Source organism: Thermodesulfovibrio sp. 3462-1 (assembly GCF_040451425.1).
GTDB lineage: Bacteria > Nitrospirota > Thermodesulfovibrionia > Thermodesulfovibrionales > Thermodesulfovibrionaceae > Thermodesulfovibrio > Thermodesulfovibrio obliviosus.
Genome location: NZ_CP144374.1, coordinates 1110572 through 1127400 on the forward strand (window position 1 = coordinate 1110572; position 16829 = coordinate 1127400).

The 16829-nt window shown below is 33.0% G+C and carries 15 protein-coding genes and 1 tRNA gene; 10 read left to right on the forward strand and 6 right to left on the reverse strand.

All coding sequences use genetic code 11. The features are described from left to right. The first annotated feature begins 1 nt into the window (after position 1). From V4D31_RS05575 to V4D31_RS05605, 7 genes are read left to right on the forward strand one after another with little or no spacing between them, the layout of a single operon-like run. A complete protein-coding gene (locus V4D31_RS05575; RefSeq protein WP_353685476.1) occupies positions 2-1459 on the forward strand; it encodes a hydrogenase 4 subunit D in 1458 nt (485 codons plus the stop codon). After that, a complete protein-coding gene (locus V4D31_RS05580) occupies positions 1459-3522 on the forward strand; it encodes a proton-conducting transporter membrane subunit (protein ID WP_353685477.1) in 2064 nt (687 codons plus the stop codon). Before V4D31_RS05575 ends, V4D31_RS05580 begins: the two co-directional genes overlap by 1 nt. After that, positions 3519-4433 carry an NADH-quinone oxidoreductase subunit H gene (locus V4D31_RS05585; RefSeq protein ID WP_353685478.1) on the forward strand — a complete coding sequence of 305 codons (915 nt, stop codon included), beginning with the start codon at positions 3519-3521 and terminating at the stop codon, positions 4431-4433. The genes V4D31_RS05580 and V4D31_RS05585 overlap by 4 nt, the downstream gene beginning before the upstream one ends. A 1-nt stretch (position 4434) precedes the next feature. Further along, positions 4435-5085, forward strand: coding sequence for an NADH-quinone oxidoreductase subunit K (locus V4D31_RS05590; protein WP_353685479.1), 651 nt, complete (start codon positions 4435-4437; stop codon positions 5083-5085). Then, the gene (locus V4D31_RS05595; RefSeq protein WP_353685480.1) at positions 5075-6529 is read left to right on the forward strand and encodes a proton-conducting transporter membrane subunit; all 1455 of its coding nucleotides are present in this window, start codon (positions 5075-5077) and stop codon (positions 6527-6529) included. The genes V4D31_RS05590 and V4D31_RS05595 overlap by 11 nt, the downstream gene beginning before the upstream one ends. 12 nt (positions 6530-6541) lie before the next feature. Beyond that, positions 6542-7012 (forward strand): NADH-quinone oxidoreductase subunit B family protein, encoded by a 471-nt coding sequence (locus V4D31_RS05600; protein ID WP_353685481.1) that lies wholly within the window; start codon positions 6542-6544, stop codon positions 7010-7012. Next, positions 6999-7463 carry a hydrogenase 3 maturation endopeptidase HyCI gene (locus V4D31_RS05605; RefSeq protein ID WP_353685482.1) on the forward strand — a complete coding sequence of 155 codons (465 nt, stop codon included), beginning with the start codon at positions 6999-7001 and terminating at the stop codon, positions 7461-7463. Before V4D31_RS05600 ends, V4D31_RS05605 begins: the two co-directional genes overlap by 14 nt. A 9-nt stretch (positions 7464-7472) precedes the next feature. On the opposite strand, the gene rgy is transcribed toward V4D31_RS05605, so the two are convergent. Genes rgy through V4D31_RS05635 form a run of 6 tightly spaced genes read right to left on the reverse strand, consistent with a single transcriptional unit; the run spans position 7473 to position 15880 of the window. After that, positions 7473-10871, reverse strand: coding sequence for a reverse gyrase (rgy, locus tag V4D31_RS05610; RefSeq protein ID WP_353685483.1), 3399 nt, complete (start codon positions 10869-10871; stop codon positions 7473-7475). 37 nt (positions 10872-10908) lie between these two features. Next, positions 10909-11151 (reverse strand): hypothetical protein, encoded by a 243-nt coding sequence (locus V4D31_RS05615; RefSeq protein WP_353685484.1) that lies wholly within the window; start codon positions 11149-11151, stop codon positions 10909-10911. 13 nt (positions 11152-11164) lie between these two features. After that, positions 11165-12565, reverse strand: a complete 1401-nt coding sequence (locus V4D31_RS05620) for an alginate export family protein (RefSeq protein WP_353685485.1) — start codon at positions 12563-12565, stop codon at positions 11165-11167. Between the two features lie 8 nt (positions 12566-12573). After that, a complete protein-coding gene (locus tag V4D31_RS05625; protein ID WP_353685486.1) occupies positions 12574-14208 on the reverse strand; it encodes a class I adenylate-forming enzyme family protein in 1635 nt (544 codons plus the stop codon). Positions 14209-14225: 17 nt separating this feature from the next. After that, the gene (locus V4D31_RS05630) at positions 14226-15470 is read right to left on the reverse strand and encodes a beta-ketoacyl-ACP synthase II (RefSeq protein ID WP_353685487.1); all 1245 of its coding nucleotides are present in this window, start codon (positions 15468-15470) and stop codon (positions 14226-14228) included. A gap of 2 nt (positions 15471-15472) precedes the next feature. Then, on the reverse strand, positions 15473-15880 hold the full coding sequence (locus tag V4D31_RS05635) for a thioesterase family protein (RefSeq protein WP_353685488.1): 408 nt from the start codon (positions 15878-15880) through the stop codon (positions 15473-15475). A 201-nt stretch (positions 15881-16081) separates the two neighbouring features. Here V4D31_RS05635 and V4D31_RS05640 point away from each other — a divergent pair, with 201 nt between their 5' ends. The 3 genes from V4D31_RS05640 to V4D31_RS05650 all read left to right on the forward strand — a co-directional run bounded on the left by V4D31_RS05640 (position 16082) and on the right by V4D31_RS05650 (position 16792). Then, a complete protein-coding gene (locus V4D31_RS05640; RefSeq protein ID WP_353685489.1) occupies positions 16082-16366 on the forward strand; it encodes an integration host factor subunit alpha in 285 nt (94 codons plus the stop codon). 1 nt (position 16367) lies between these two features. Next, complete coding sequence (locus V4D31_RS05645) at positions 16368-16715, forward strand: MerR family transcriptional regulator (RefSeq protein WP_353685490.1); 348 nt, start codon at positions 16368-16370, stop codon at positions 16713-16715. A 2-nt stretch (positions 16716-16717) separates the two neighbouring features. Next, positions 16718-16792, forward strand: a tRNA-Pro gene (locus V4D31_RS05650). Positions 16793-16829: the final 37 nt, after the last annotated feature.

Below are 16829 nucleotides of genomic sequence, written 5' to 3' on the forward strand. Positions count from 1 at the left end.
TATGGATTTTCTTGCTTTAACATTAATCATGCCTTTTATAGGAGCATTACTGGCTTATTTATTCAAAAATAAAGCAGAATTTATTTCCTCTCTGTTTTCTCTTATTACTCTTCTATTCAGCATATTCAGTATTTTTGAAACATCCTTTTCAAAAGTAAAGATTTATTACACTTTTTCACTGTTTAAATGGCTTTCCGCTGAATTAAATTTTGGACTTCTTTGTGATCCTCTCACATCAATTCTACTTATTCTTATTACTGTAATTGGCTTTTTTGTAATCTTTTACTCTCAAGGATACCTCTCTCCTTTAAATGTTGAACATCAATTTTATAAACCCTACGGAAGTTACTACTTTCTTATGCTCCTTTTTATAGGTGCAATGGTTGGAATAGTTACAGCAGTTAATTTCTTACAATTATTTTTCTTCTGGGAAATAACAACCCTTTGTTCATGGGCATTAATTTCCTATACAAAAGAAAAAAAGGCTTTGTTTTCAGGATTAAAGGCTTTCATAATGACTCACATTGGAGGGATTGGTTTTTTAATTGCTCTTGCTTTAATGTATTATCAGGCAAAATCCTTTGATTTCTCGGTAATTGATTCTCTATCTTCATCCAGCAAATTTATTGTTTTTGTTCTTCTATTTTTTGCAGCCACTGCAAAGTCAGCTCAGATACCTCTTTTTACATGGTTACCTGATGCAATGGTTGCTCCAACCCCGGTAAGTGCCTATCTTCACGCAGCTGCAATGGTTAAAGCAGGAGTTTATTTAATGGCAAGAATTTATCTTTCAAATTATTATTTAACAGAGAATGAAGCCTTTGTTGTAGGGATTATTGCCATTTCAACAATGATGCTGTCTGTGATTTTATATTATTTTCAGGATGATCTGAAAAAACTGCTTGCCTACTCAACAGTAGGACATCTTGGATATATTTTTTTAGGTGTTTCCTTAGGAATTTATGGTTCAAAAACAGCAGGGGTTGGAGGAATTTTTCATGTAATAAATCATGGATTTGCAAAAGGATTGCTTTTTCTGTCAGTTGGTGGAGTTGCCTATGTAACTGGTTCAAAAAGTATTAAAGAACTTCAGGGTGTTTCAAAAAAATTTCCTCTTTTTACTGGGTGTTTTCTTATAGGAATGTTTGCAATAATAGGAGTACCACCTTTTTCGGGATTCTGGAGCAAATTCATGATTTTTACAGGAGCCTTTGAAATTAAAAACCTCTCTGCAAATGTTTTTGGTGTAGTTGCAATTCTTGAGAGCATTCTTGCTTTTTGTTGGTATATTTTTGTTGGACATAAAGTTTTCTTTGGTGAAGCTTCAGAAAAGGTAATGAAAGCCAGTAATAAAGTCCCTTTATCCATGAAGTTCAGTTTGATAATGCTTTTAATTTTAAGTTTGATATCTCCTTTAATTGGTTATCCTTTTATTGAAGTTTTAGTAGGAGGCCGTTGATGCAGTATATTTATATTTCATTTTTATCTTTGTTTTTAGGAGTAGCCTTAACATCATTCATTAAAAATAAAAATTTTTCTGGTTTTTTAACAGTTCTTTTCACAGCCATATCCTCGATATTTCTTTTTTATATCTCAATAAATACAATCGCAGGAAACAAAATCATTGAGGATGAAGTTTTTTCACTTAAGCCCTTATTAAACTCTTCCTGTGTTGTAAGCATTGATTACCTTTCTGCTTTATTTCTTATGATAATTTCTCTGGTTTCCTTATGTGTATCTTTGTTTTCCTGGAAGTATCTTAATGTCTATAAAACAAGATCTTCAGCAAGATTCTATCCATTTCTAATGTTGCTTTTTATTTCATCTGTTGGAGTAGTATGTGTAAAGGACATTTTATTTTTTATCATTTTTTGGGAGTTTATGACAGTAAGTTCATGGTTTCTTGTTGTTTTTGAAAGAGAAGAAAAATCAGCAATAAAAGGAGGACTTCAATATTTCATAGCAACGCATGTGGCAACAGCATTCTTAATTCTTGCCTCTGTAATTCTTTATTCATACAGCAATGATTTTTCTTTTACAGAAATAAACAAAAGCCTTGCACTTATCATAAATTATCAGCCAGGCATTGCTCATTTTATTCTATTTTGCTTTTTTATTGCTTTTGTGACAAAGGCTGGAGTTCTTCCTTTCGGATTCTGGCTACCAAATGCATATCCACAACCTCCCTCATCAGCTTCTTCTTTCTTTGGTGGAGTTATGTCAAAGCTTGCAGTGTATGCTCTTGTGAGATTTTTTTGCTCGGTACTACCTCTTTCTTTTCATACTCAGGTATGGGGATTTGTTATTGCAGTATTTGGAGTTTTCTCAATCTTTATTGGAACAATTGCAGCGCTCACTCAGGATGAAGCTAAAAGACTCATGTCCTTTCATGCAATAGGACAGGTAGGATACATTCTCTTAGGGATAGGTGTTGGACTTTATTTTATAAAAATTAATCCATTTCTTGGTGCTGTTGCGCTGGTTGGAGGGTTGTTGCATGTTTTTAATAACTCTATTTATAAAAGTCTCTTATTTTTGAATGCAGGCTCTATTTTTTACAAAACAGCAACTACTGATCTTAATAAAGTCTCAGGATTGATAAAAGTAATGCCTGTTACAGCGATAACTGCTCTTGTTGGTTCTTTATCAATTGCAGGAGTTCCGCCTTTTAATGGTTTTATATCAAAACTGCTTATTTTTGAATCCTCAATCTGGTCAGCAAAACAATCAGAAGTCTTCTTACTGATAAAAGGAGCCTTTATAGTTTTCGGAATTATATCTATTTTTATTTCTGCAGTCACTTTAGCATCATTTCTTAAATTTGTAAACTCTGCTTTTATGGGAAAGCTTCAGGGAGCAGTTGATGAAAAAAGAAACATACCCTTGCTCATGACTCTTCCTCAGCTGATACTTGCAATTGTTTGTGTTTTAACAGGTTTGTTCCCAATCATTCCTCTAAAACTTATTTATGCTGGTACTGTGTCTTTATTTAATGATTTACCTGATTTTTCATTAATTTTTGGAGATACTTTTGCTGGAGTAAGTATAAGTTTTTTAAAAAACTATTCGCAAGGAGCATGGTTTCCTGTCTTTGTTATAATTCCTTTAATAATTCTTTGTCTTTTAATATTTTCCTTTGAAAAATATGCTCAAGCACCAAAAAGAGAAGTAAAAACATGGTATGGAGGAAAAGAACATGTTCCTGAAGAAGTAGCATACAGAGGACACAGTTTTTATCAACCCTTTAAAAACCTTGTTAGCTTCAGAATTGGAAAAGTTCAATTTAAGGGATTTTATCCTGTCACAACTCCATCAATAAAAATTTCAGTATCAGAAAAATTTTTAAAAATTCTTCAACCAGATGAATGGCTTTATTATCCGCTTACTAACAAGTGTGTAAAACTTTTTGAATATGTAGAAAAAATATATGAATTAACTACTAAAAAATACATTGCATGGCTGATACTTGGTAGCATAGTAGTTATGGTTTTACTGTTTTATATTTCCGGGGGAAAACAATGAATTTAGAATTCATAATATATTCATCGATTGTAAATATATTTGTTGTTTTGTTATTATCTCCATTTTTTGATGGATTCACAAGAAAAGTAAGAGCATTGATACAAAGCAGAGTAGGACCTCCTCCATTTCAATCATATTATGACATTGTCAAGTTAATGGGTAAGGAAGATCTCAAATCAACTATAAATCCACTCTTCAGACTTTCACCTTATCTTTCTGTTGTAAGCATTGGGATGGCATCTCTTTTAATTCCCATAACAGGATTAATTCCTCCATTAAACTTTTGGGGAGATATATTTCTTTTCATTTACATAATTACGGTTGTTGGAATAGCTATAATTATTACTGCCTCTGCATCAGAAAATCCCTTTGCTTACATTGGTGCTTCAAGAAAAATGATGCTACATCTTTCAGTTGAGCCAATTCTTGCAATTGCTCTTATAACTGGTGCTATAAATGCTGGTTCATTTAAAATTGGAGAGATAGTAACATGGTATTATTCAAATGGTCCGAATGTATCTATGCTTCTTGCCACAGTATGTGTATTTCTTTCACTTCAGGCATTAATTGGTAAGATTCCTTTTGATATATCTGAAGCTGAACAGGAGATTGCAGAAGGAGTCTTGATTGAATTAAGTGGCCCCAAATACGCCTGTGTTAAATGGGCAAATATGTCAAGACAGGTTCTTTTCTGTCTTGTTTTTACTCAAATTTTTGTTCCGTGGACCCACTTAGAAAACTCTTTATTGAACACAGGTATTGCACTGATAAAGGTTACAGCGCTTGTTTTTGTAAGTACTCTTATTGAGGCTTTAAATCCAAGACTTAGAATTGACCAGGCGCTGAAATACAATCTGACTCTTGCTCTTTTTTCATTAACATCTATATTTCTTGCTCTTTTAGGAGTTTAATATGGCAATGATCTATATAGCAATTTTATTTTTTACTCTTCTTGCAGGTGAAGTCAAAAATTTGAAAATTTCAGTTTTAAGCCTTATACCTCATTGTCTTTTTATTGTTATCGCAGTTTTTACCATTGCATATATAAATGAAATATCATCTCTCTATCTAATAGGAACAGTTGACTTGCTTGTAAGAGCTATTTTAATGCCTGTTTTTCTATTTAAGTGTCTGAAAAATAGAGTTGAAACAGAAGAAAAACCATCAATATCCCTTCCTCTTTCTATAGCTTTATCAATAGTTGTTCTTTCTGTTGGTTATCATTTTATTGAAATATTCAAAACCTCTCAATTACATCAAGTGCTTTCAAGTTTTCCCTGCGGATTAACTCTTTTTATTTATGGTTTATATCTTCTTCTATCAAAAAAAGACATGGTTAAAATGATCATAAGCTTTTTCATTATTGAAAATGGCATTCACTTCCTGATAATAAGCATGATTCCTCATATGTCCAAACTTATTGAAATTCTATTAACTTTCAATTTTATTGTTGCAGTGCTGTTTTTTGTTTATCTTACTGTTAGGTTAAATGAAGTGTTTGTTCAAGAAGAAATTAAAAAATTCAAAGAATCAAAATCCCAGAGGACGAACAATGAAACTTGATGTGATATTTACTTTAAGTTTTGTTGCTCCAGCTTTAGGCTCTTTAATAATTTTCTTTTTTGGTAAAAGAGGATTACTAAAAGAATTTGTTTGTATTTCCTCAATAATTTTGTCTCTACTGGGCACAGCTCTATCATGGAATTCATTGGCTTTATCAGATCAAAAAGCTTTATGGTATGGACAGATCTTTTACATCGATGGATTAAGCATAATCATGCAGTTAATGGTTGAGTTTGTGACTCTGATGGTGATTTTATATTCGCCTAAATACATTGCCAGGGTTTATAGCCACAGAAAAGAAAATTTTCATACTTATTACAGTATGATAATTCTCGGAGCAGCATTTATGAATCTTGCATTCAGTCTGAATAATCTTTTCTTGGTTTATATTGCCCTTGAGTTGAGCAGCATTCTTTCAGTTTATCTTATTGTTTTTAAATTAAATAAGGAATCATTGAGAGCTGGTTTTAAATACTTTATTTTAGTCAATGTAGGCATTCTTTTCAGTTTACTCGGAATTATTTTACTTTTTTACTCAACAGGGAGTCTTGTAACAGTAAGTAACATTGGAGAAGTTATTAAGAACCTTCCCAGAAATATAGCTTTACTGTCTGGATTTTTATTTATTGTCGGATTTTTTACAAAGGCAGGATTAATTCCATTTCATCTGTGGTTGCCTGACTCCTATGCAGAATCACCTTCAGCTGTAACAGTATTCTTAGCCGGTGCAGTAACAAAGCTTGGATTTTATGGATTACTCAGAACTGTAACAGTGTTGTCTTTTAATTATGAAGAAATAAAGCATCTGGTGATAACACTTGCATCATTAAGTATGTTGGCTGGAGCTATTCTTGCATTTAATCAAAGGGATATTAAAAAAATGATTGCATACATAAGTATAAGTGAAATGGGATTTATAGTATCAGCTTTAGTTTTAAAAACATATGAAGGAATCTTTGGAGGCCTTTTCCATCTTATTAATCATACACTTATGAAAGGAGTTCTGTTCTTTTCAGTAGGTGCAATAATTTATGCTACTGGAAGTAAAAAAATTGAGGAAATAAGAGAATTGATAGGAAAAGTGCCAGCCATTACGATATTCTTTTTCATTGGTTCACTGGCAGTAGGAGGAATGCCTCTTTTTGCAAGCTTCTTAAGTTCAATTACAATATTTATTTCACTTGCCAGTGAAGGCTTTTTATGGGTATCAATAATTTTAATTATATCAGAGTTTGTCTGCACTATTGCTCTTTTAAAAACTGCCATATCAATATTTTGGCAAAAAAAAGAAAAAAGCGAGTTATTCAAAAGTTCTATACCTTTTTCAATGATATTTTGCACTGCAGTGTTTGTAATTTTGGTTATAATTTTTGGAATTTACCCAGAAATTATTTATCCTGTGATTGACATTGCAGCAAGAGGAATTATTAAAATAGCGGGTTAAAGGAGGCTTAAAATGTCCTTACTTAAAAAATTAGCTCAAAAGGCACTCAAAAAATCAATATGGATATTTCATGTAAACACTGGAGCATGTAATGGTTGCGATATAGAACTCCTTGATATTCTTACTCCTTACTATGACATTGAAAGATTTGGTATGAAAATAGTGAGTTCTCCACGTCATGCAGATGCGCTTGTTATTTCAGGACCTGTAACAAGACCTACTGTAGAGTTTGTTAAATCAGTTTATGAAGCAACTCCTGAACCAAAGATTGTTATTGCTCTTGGCTCCTGTGCCATAGCAGGTGGTATCTGGTTTGACACCTATAATGTAGTTGGCGGAGTTGATAAAGTGATTCCTGTAAATCTATATATACCTGGATGTCCTCCAAGACCAGAGGGTATTATCTTTGGAATTGCTCAGGCAGTTGGGATATCAAAAAAGAAAATCAAACCTATTGTAGCTGAACAAATTGGAATTGAATGAATTTTTAAATAACATCAAAGGGAAAGTTATCATCGCAGGAATAGGTAATCCTTTAAGAGGAGATGATGCGGTAGGGTTATATATTGTTAAAGAATTAAAAAATAAAATCAATGCTGTTTTAATTGATTGTGAAGACAGGCTTGAAAGATTTATTGAAGAAATAATTCAGCATAAACCAGATACAATCATTTTTATTGATGCTTTACATATGCATCATGAACCTGGCTGTGTAGTTTTTTTATCAGAAGAAAATTTGCAGCATCCAGAAATATCAACCCATCAGACTAATCTCAAAATGTGTATTGAATATATAAAAGCAAGAATTAAAACTAAAATTTTCATAATTGGCATTCAACCTGAAAATACAAATTTCGGAAACTCAATGAGTGAAAGAGTTTTAAATGTAGCAAAAATTTTAAAAGATATTTTAATTCAAGAAATAGGAAAATGAAAAAAATTTTTAATGAGTTCTTGTTCTTATAATCTGCCTGTATAAATCATAAAGTATTGTTTTATAATCAATCATACCTTCTTCAACTTTATCCATAAAGGCTTCAAGCTGCTGTGTAAAATCTTCGGAAACAAAATTTTTTATTTTTTCTCTATTATTTAAGTAAGAATACACTGCTTTGCCAAGCTCTGTAGGGATAAGAAATCCTTTAGAGTCAATAACATATTTTCTCTCAACGAGCTTTTCAACAATACTTGCATAAGTTGAAGGTCTTCCAATTCCTTTTTCCTTCATTTTTGCTACAAGTTCGCTGTAAGTGTAAGGATAAACTTTTGGTTGCTGTTTAAACTGTTTTGTATTTTCTACATTGAAAATACCTTTGATTTCTGGATAGGTTTCAATTTTTAAAATTCTGTTCCAGCCATCTTCAATTATTTCAGTTCGCAAATTTATTTTCTGTTCTTTATTCAATGCCTTAATCAGCATTTCACTGTATTTAGATTTAACTGGCTTCATCTGACTTGCAATAAATCTCTTAAAAATCATTTCATAAAGAAGAAGATGTTCCTTACTGAGACCTTCAATTTGGCCAGTTATAAGCATTGAGTTTAATTCCTCTGGTTCAATGGATTTTGTAGGCCTAATGCATTCATGAGCTCCTCCTTCAGCCCAGTTTCTCGGGGAAAAATATTCCAATCCAAATTCCTCTTTTATGAATTCTTTTGCTACATTAATTCCAGCATCAGAAACTCTTTGAGAATCTGTCCTGTGATAGGTTATAAATCCAAGTTCAAAAAGAGTTTGAGCAAGCTGCATTGTTTTTGGCAGAGAAAATTTATAAAAATCTCCTGCATCTTTAAGCATTGTATCAGTTCTGTAAGGAGTTTGTGGTAGCTCTATTTTTTCTTCTTCTGAAACAATTTCAATCTGAACTTCTTTTATACTGTTAAAAAAATTTATAGCTTCTTGTTTATCCTCAAAGTCAAAACTGACTCGCAGTTTTTTATTATTTCTTTCTATGAAAAACAAAACCTTATAAATTTTTTCCCTGTAATTTTTTTCTCTGTCAATTATCCATCCTAAAACAGGAGTTTGAACTCTTCCTGCTGAAAGTGTTTGTTTTCCAAAATTTTTTTGAAGCAGCTGAGAAAACTCAAAACCAACCCATCTGTCAGCAATTCTTCGGACAACTTGAGCTTTAACGAGATTTAAGTTAAAATCTCTTGGTTCTTTTAATGCTCTAATTATTGCTTTTTTTGTAACTTCGTGAAATTCCATTCTTTTTATATCGCTAACATAAGGTTTTAAAATCTCATGAATATCCCAGCTAATTTTTTCTCCTTCTGTATCAGGATCAGTAGCAATAAGAATTTGTTCTGCTTCTATGGCTATTTTTCTTATGCTTTTGATAATTGGTTCTTTACCTTCAATAGCTTCATAAATTGGAACAATTTCTTTGTCTACCAGAACTCCATAAAAAGCTTCATTTTTTACCAGATCAAGGATGTGTCCATAGGAAGATGTTATCATTATGTACCTATCTTCAATAGATGTTTCAAAAATGTCGTGGTCAAAAACTTTTCTTCTTACAGGTTTGCCAAAAAAGTTTGCAATAGTTTTTGCTTTATTGGGGGACTCCACGATTATTAAAACAGGTTTAAGAAGATCTGTGCTGGGTTGAAATTTTCTGTGGTTTAAAAATTCTTTAATTTTTATCCTGTCTTCATCAATTTCTTTTAATGTGCTATCTAAATCTATCTCTGAAACGGATAAAAACTTTATTTCATCATTGAACCATCTTACTTTTTTGGCAAGATGTTTGAATGTGGCTCTGTCATCTACCAGGATCAGAGAAAGTCCCTTTGTTATTCCACCAGCATACATCCGTGAAGTTCTTCCGCTTGCCTGCAGATACCCTGTAGCATCAGATACTGTCATAAAATAACCTTCTTTAGTGAATTTAAGTGTTATCTCATCAGAGGAGTTTAGTAAATCCAGAACTTCTTTTGATGATAAAAATTTACCAATTTCCTCAGTCAGATTTTCTATTTTTTGTTTTAAAGATGGTTTAACTTCAACAAAATTTAGGTGTTGATATTTTCTCAGTTGACTGATCCAGCTGTTTATTTTCTGTGTGTATTCAGGAAGTTTTTTAACAATAAAAGAACGAATTGAAGATACTGCCCATAAGAGATGATTCAGATTTGATTCAAATTTTAAAGAGATAACAATTTTGGGAACTCCGTAAAAAAGAGCATATCTGACAACATGGGGCATATCAAATCCGCGAGCTAAGGGATTTTTATAAGAGGCTATGCCAACAAGAACATCTATTTTACCTTTTTCAAAACGAGATATCGTTGTATTATTTAATGTTTCATAGGATGCAGCTTTTATCCCATTTTTCTTAAGTTCATGCATAATTTCATCTATTGCTTCTCTGCCTTTGTCTGAGGAAAGAAAAACCAATCCTCCTTTGCCAAGTTTTTTAATCCATTCAACTAAAGAACCTTCTTCAGTAAAGGCATCAACAACATTTCTTAAATAAAATGTAGGAGTGCCAACTTCAAATCCCAGAAGTTCACGAAAAAGTTTTACTCTATTGGAACGAGGTTGAGTGGTGGCAGAAGATATTACAAGCACGCCTTTTTTATAATTTTTTACATTATCAAGCTCCTTCTGAATTTCCTTGAGTTTTTCCCAGTCAGTATCAGTTTTTTTAGCCTTTGCTTTAAGCAAAATAAGTTCAAAAGCTTTTGCAATGTCAGATTGACAAAATCCGAGCAAATGGAGAACTTTGTCAACATTTTTCGCTGTTTTTAAGAAGGAATCAACATCGTCAACAAAAATAAAACTAAAGTTTCTGGGAAGTATTTCCTGATTTTTATACAGAAACATTGATGTGGTAACGAGAACCTTGAAATTCTCTTTTTTTAATCTTTCCTTAAGTTTTGCAGTTATTTCATTAAAAGCAAGAATTTCATCTTTAAGCCCAAAATCTTTTAAACGCTCACAGACCTGTTCAACAAGAAGCTTTGTTGGCACAATAATGTATGACTTTTTATTTTCTTTTGCAAGATATGATGCCACGGAGATTCCAAATGAAGTTTTACCAACTCCTGTTGGTGCTAAAAGAGCAAAAGAAATGCCTGAAAAAACTCTTTTTGCCCATGTTTTCTGAAGACTCCAGGGTTTTAATTTTAAATGATTTTCAAAGTGTTTTTCCCATTTTTGAACATCTTCATTGATTCGACAAATTTCTTTGTAATTTCCTGCTTTTATAAATTTACAGGGATCAGCATCCTGTTGAGGAAGGCATTTTTCGCAGGGAATGCCCTTTTGCAGTCTTTGAGAATTTATCTCACCACCGCAGTTAGGGCACAGGCCTTTAAACAGGCTTGGAATCATATAAAAGATTTTTATACTCCTCTTTTAATTTATATTTCTAAATCTTTCCACCTACTGTTTTTGAAAGACTTTCTATAAAAATTATAGCTTTAGGAATTTCATAAAAAGCAAGCTTTCCTCTACAAAAAGAGATTAGTTCTTTTTCTGTTGCTTTTTCCCCTACCAGAGCTTCTTTTTCAGGAAATGACCATGTAACTCTTTCAAGTACATCACCAACAGAAATTCTTTTCCATCTATTAATTGCTCTTCTTCCATATAATGTAGTAACATCGATCTTCATATTAAAACTCCCTTTAAAGCTTATACTGAATTTGCCATCTTATAAATGTGGCATTCTTTGCTTTTGATGTATAAAAGTCTTCAGGGATAAAATATTCAAACTGCAACAGTCCGTCAACATTTTTCGTAAACTGATATATCCCAAGAAAAGTTAACATATGACCCCTGTCATAACCATCATTAGAAAACATCTGATTAAGAGGTGTTGCAGTGAAGTTTGTCTTTTTATCTGACCAGAGATGTTGATAAGAGAAACAAAGATTAGCATTTTTTGAAAGATTTAAAGATAATTTTGTCACAATTTCCCTTAAATTTGTCCAGTATCCGGGAATCGGACCACCTTTTAACACAGTCTCTGGAATAACTATATATGCAAAAAGTTCATTTGTAAAGGCCCCCCTTGAAAAAGGTGGATTCCATGCTTCGTCTTTCCCGGTGTTTCTATTGTCTCCAGAAAGATAAACAAAGCCTATTTCAATTTTTGGTGAAAGTTTTATTTGAGGGAAAGCTTTTGTTAAAAATACATATCCTCCAATACCTGTTTTACCTCTTCCATCAGAGTATTTACCAATCTGACGAGCAAGTTCTCCTCTTAAAGACCATTCTTCGTTTATTTTTAAAACTGCTCTCATTCCAAAAGTATGAAAATTAAGTTGAGGATTGGTAGCCCATTGATCCTCTGTTTTGTAAAGATAATAGGGCTCCAACATAAGTTTTTGAGAAAGTTTATTTCTTCCATAAATTAAAAAACCCTGTTCATGAGAGGCAGTGAGTCTTTTTTTATGATTTATATAAAGTCTGCTTGTTTCTTTTTCTGTGTCGTATACAGAAGGATGAAGACTTGGCAGATAAATATCAGTCCTTGGATTTGATATATAAACAAAGTCAATTGTATGGTTTTCTACAATAATAAGTTGAAGTTTAACAGCATTGACATAAAAACTTCTTGAACCATCAGCCGGAGTTCCATCAAAAATTATAAATCCCTCTCCATACATGTCTTTACCGAGAAAGTCCTGTCTTCCAATTCTTAAATTTACAGGTAAATCAAAGGGTTTTTTAAAATCTAAATAAAGATTGTCAATAAAAATTTCATCTTGATCAAGTCTTTTTAGATTTCTTTCATTATCAAGAGTAACTCTATAAGGACCTGCCACATGATATCTTGGCTCTGTTGCCAATCTTGCATAAAGCGAAATTTCTTTATTAAACTTAACATTGTCCCAGAGTTGGATCCTTAGTCTGAAATAGCTTCTGTCATCAGCTGCTGCACGGGTTGTTCCAAGGTAAATAAAATTATCAAGAATTTCCTGTCTAAGCCTTATTGAAGCACCAATTTCATTTTCAACAGCAAAAGCAAAAGAAGACGAAGACAATATTAAAACTAAAAATAGAAAAATTACCCCATTTGACACCTCCTTGATTATCTTAAAAGTAAGCCCTTTTTTAAATCATCTATGGCTTGTTCACGGAGTTTGTAGTGTTGCTTTTTACCAGTGGCTGTCATTGGAAGTGCATCAAGAAATCTCCAGTAACGAGGTCTTTTATATGCCGGAAGCATAGGATGTTTTGATATGAATTTTTTAAGCTCATCAAGAGTTAAGGTTTCATCTTTTGTTACAACATAGGCTACCAGAGCCTGTCCTCTTGTCTCATCAGGAATTCCTACCACTGCACAATGCATGACCTTTGGATGCTCCTGTATTACTTCTTCAATCTGAATTGGATAAATGTTTTCCCCTCCAACAATTATCATGTCATCTTTCCTTGAAACAATTGTTATATAACCATTTTCATTCCATGTTGCGAGGTCACCTGTGTAAAACCAATCTTTATTAAGCTTTTTCTTTGTCTCTTCAGGTTTGTTATAGTAATCATAACTGCATTTCAATGACTTTACAATGACTTCTCCAACTTCCTGATTATTCTTTTTAACAATTTCCTCTGGCTCAGAGAGTTTGTCTTCATAAACCTTAACAACTCTTACCTCATCACAAAATACTGCACGACCTGCTGTCCCTGCCATCTCAAGAAGATCCTCTGGAGTTAAAAGGGTGTTCCAGAATGTTTCAGAAGTTCCGTATCCATTAAATATGTTTGGTGTAAACACCTTTTGCATCTCAACGCACAGTGTTTTGTCAAGTGGAGAACCCATACTGACAAGCCCTCTTAAAGAGCGTAGATTATGAGGATGCTTCTTCTGTTCTTCCATCATAACTTTATACATAGTAGGAACACCGATTATAAATGTAATTTTGTATTTTTCTACTGCTTCCAGCGCGGGTTTTGTATAGAAGGTTTTTAATGATACAATTGTTGCTCCAAGATAAAGCCCTGGATTAGGTCCTCCAATATGAAGTCCTCCACGATGAAACCATGGAGAAAGATTCATGATAATATCATTTTTATTAAGTCCTAAGCTGATAATGACATCAATAGCGGTTAAAATTTCATTTATATTGTTCAGTGGAACTCCTTTAGGTCTTCCAGTTGTTCCTGATGTATAAAGCCTTGTAACTTCAGAATAAGCATTTTGACAGCACTGCATCGGCTCAAATTCTGGTTTTCCTTTTACATATTCTTCATAAGGTATAGCAAAATCACATTCTCCTTCCCCTACATAAATGAGCCTTTTCGGTTTATGCTTTGAAATTTGAATTGCTTCTTTCACCATCTCCTTTAAAGATATATCAAAGATAAATGCTACAGGTTGACAATCCTCTATCGTATAGGCAGTCTCACCTGAAGAAAACCTGAAATTGATAGGACTGCTTACAGCTCCAATTTTCTGACACCCAAGCCAGATAAAAGCAAATTCCGGAACATTCATAAGCTGAAACATAACACTATCACCTTTTTTTACTTTATCTTGAAGCAAGGCTGAGGAAAACCGATTTACCTCTTTATTAAGCTCACTATATGTCCATTGTCTTTCAGTATCTGCATCAATAAGAGCTACTTTTTCAGGAAATCTTTCAACACTCCTCAAAAATCCTGCAATATAAATGAAATTTCTTTCAAAAATTTCTTTAAATCTTTCTACATTGTAGCTATTCATGATTCCCTCCCATTTTTTTAAATCCTTTTTAATACCAAGGAGGCATTAATACCTCCAAAACCAAAGGAATTTTTTAGAACTATTTTTACATTCTTTTTTCTTGCTTTATTTGCAACATAATCAAGATCACAGGCTGGATCAGGATTTTCAAGATTTATTGTGGGAGGAATAATTCCTTCAAGGATAGTTTTTGCAGAAAAAATTGTTTCTACTATACCTGCAGCACCCCACATATGACCAATCATTGATTTATTTGATGATATAGGAATTCTGTAGGCATGCTCTTTGAAAAAACTCTTTATTGCTATTGTTTCAGTTAAATCATTTAAAACAGTGGAAGTACCATGAGCATTAATATAATCAATCTCCTCTGGTGAGACTCTTGCATCTTGTAAAGCCTTTCTCATACATTCAACAATGCTTAAAGCTTCAGGCTCTGGTGCAGTGGGATGATAGGCATCGCAGGTTGCACCAAATCCAGCAATTTCAACCAGAGGAGTTGCTCCTCTTTTTAGGGCATGTTCATAAGCTTCTATAATTACACAGCCAGCTCCTTCTGAAGGAACAAATCCGCATCTTAACCTGTCAAATGGCCTTGATGCTTTTTTAGGTTGAGTGTTTGCTTTGTCAGTAGCAATTGCCCCAATATTGTCAAGGCTTGCAATAATTGTTGGTGTTATACCTGCATCAGCTCCTATGACCATTGCAATATCAATTATTTCCATCTGAATTAATTTCATAGCCAGACCTATTGCTTTTGTTCCTGCAGCACAAGCCTCTTGAAGAAAATACTGTGGACCTCTGGCATTGAAAATTCTTGCTACTTGTCCTGCTACAGGATTACCAGCTAAGTTTATAATGCAAAAAGGAGATACTTTTTTTGGTCCTTTCGATATTAACATTTCATAATTCTGTTCAAAAGAGGATGGACAACCAATAGCGCTTGCTCCGATGATGGAAAATCTGAAGGGATCTTTAATTGATTTAGTTTTAAAGCCTGATGTTTCAGCTGTCAATAAAGCGACGGAAATGAAGAAATGAAACATTCTATCATAGCGAGATAATATCTTTTTATCAAGAAATTCTTCAGCGTGGAACTCCTTACACTCTCCAGCAATCTGACATTTATGATTTTCAGGATTAAAAAGTGTAATTCTGTCAATTCCAGATTCTCCATTGATTAATCTGTTCCAGCATACATCTAAACCAATCCCCAATGGAGTAATAAGATTCATTGCTGTTATGACAATTCTTCGTTTCATATTTATTCAAAATTTTTTAGAATTTTTACAAAGGAATGGGGCAGAGTAACTGGTTTGTTTTCATTGTTGACACATATGTGATATGTAAAACCTTCGGCAATTTTCTCCCCTTCTTTTAAAACTTCATAATGAAACACAATTCCTCTTGATTTTAAACTCTTTATTGAGGTTTTTATAAATAATAAATCATCATATCTTGCAGGCTTATAATATTTAACATGGAATTCAACAACCGGAAGGTGATAACCTTTGTTTTCTAATTCTTTATAAGTAAAACCTCTTTTTCTTAAGTATTCTGTTCTTGCCTTTTCAAAGAATATTGCATAGTTTCCGTAATAAACAATCCCAAAATTATCTGTATCTGCATACTTGACTCTAACCGGAACATCTACAAAAATCTTTGAATGCATGGTGACAAAATTATATCAAAAAAAATTTTTGTTGTAAAGTTCAGTGGCTAACTCTAAGCGTAAGCGAAGAGGCTCCTCCTACCCCCCCCCCTATCAAGCTTAATCCTGAAGGCAATTTCAGAAAATTCCTTTAACTTGACAACATCGCAATAAAATAGGATAAAATTCAATAAACTGAATTTCTGAGCTAAGGAGGATTTGATGACGAAGGCGGATCTTATTAATTTTATATTCGAAAGAGTAGGATTACCGAAAACTGAGATACAGAAAATTGTGGAAACAGTTTTTGAAACAATAAAAGAGGCTTTAAAGGAAGAAGAAGTAGTTAAAATCTCAGGCTTTGGAGTTTTTACAGTAAGACGAAAGGGAAGTAGAATAGGTAGAAATCCGAAAACCATGCAGACTGTGGAAATTAAGTCAAGAAAGGTGGTTACTTTCAGACCAAGTGAACAGCTGAAGCAAAGGATCCAGCAAAATATGAACTGAAATGGGAGAACCAGTACAAAGACAACTACCTTTTAAATTTTTTTATAAAATTGGAGAAACAAGCAGAATTGTTGGAGTTGAGCCTTATGTTTTAAGATACTGGGAAACAGAATTCCCTTTTTTAAAGCCTAAAAAGACAAAGACAGGGCAAAGATTGTATACTAAAAAAGAGATAGAAATGCTTTTTTTAATAAAAAAGATGCTTTATGAAGAGAGATTTACAGTAGAGGGAGTGAGACAGAAATTAGGAAAAATGTATCGCCAAGCTTCAAATGAAACGCTAACAAAACAAGATATATTAAATAAAGTAAAAATTAAACTTAAAGAGATTTTGAGAATGCTTTCCTGAATCGGGGCGTAGCGCAGCCTGGTTAGCGCACTCGCTTGGGGTGCGAGTGGTCGGCCGTTCAAATCGGCTCGCCCCGATTTTTTAATTAAAGATTTTATGAAGACTTTAAAATAA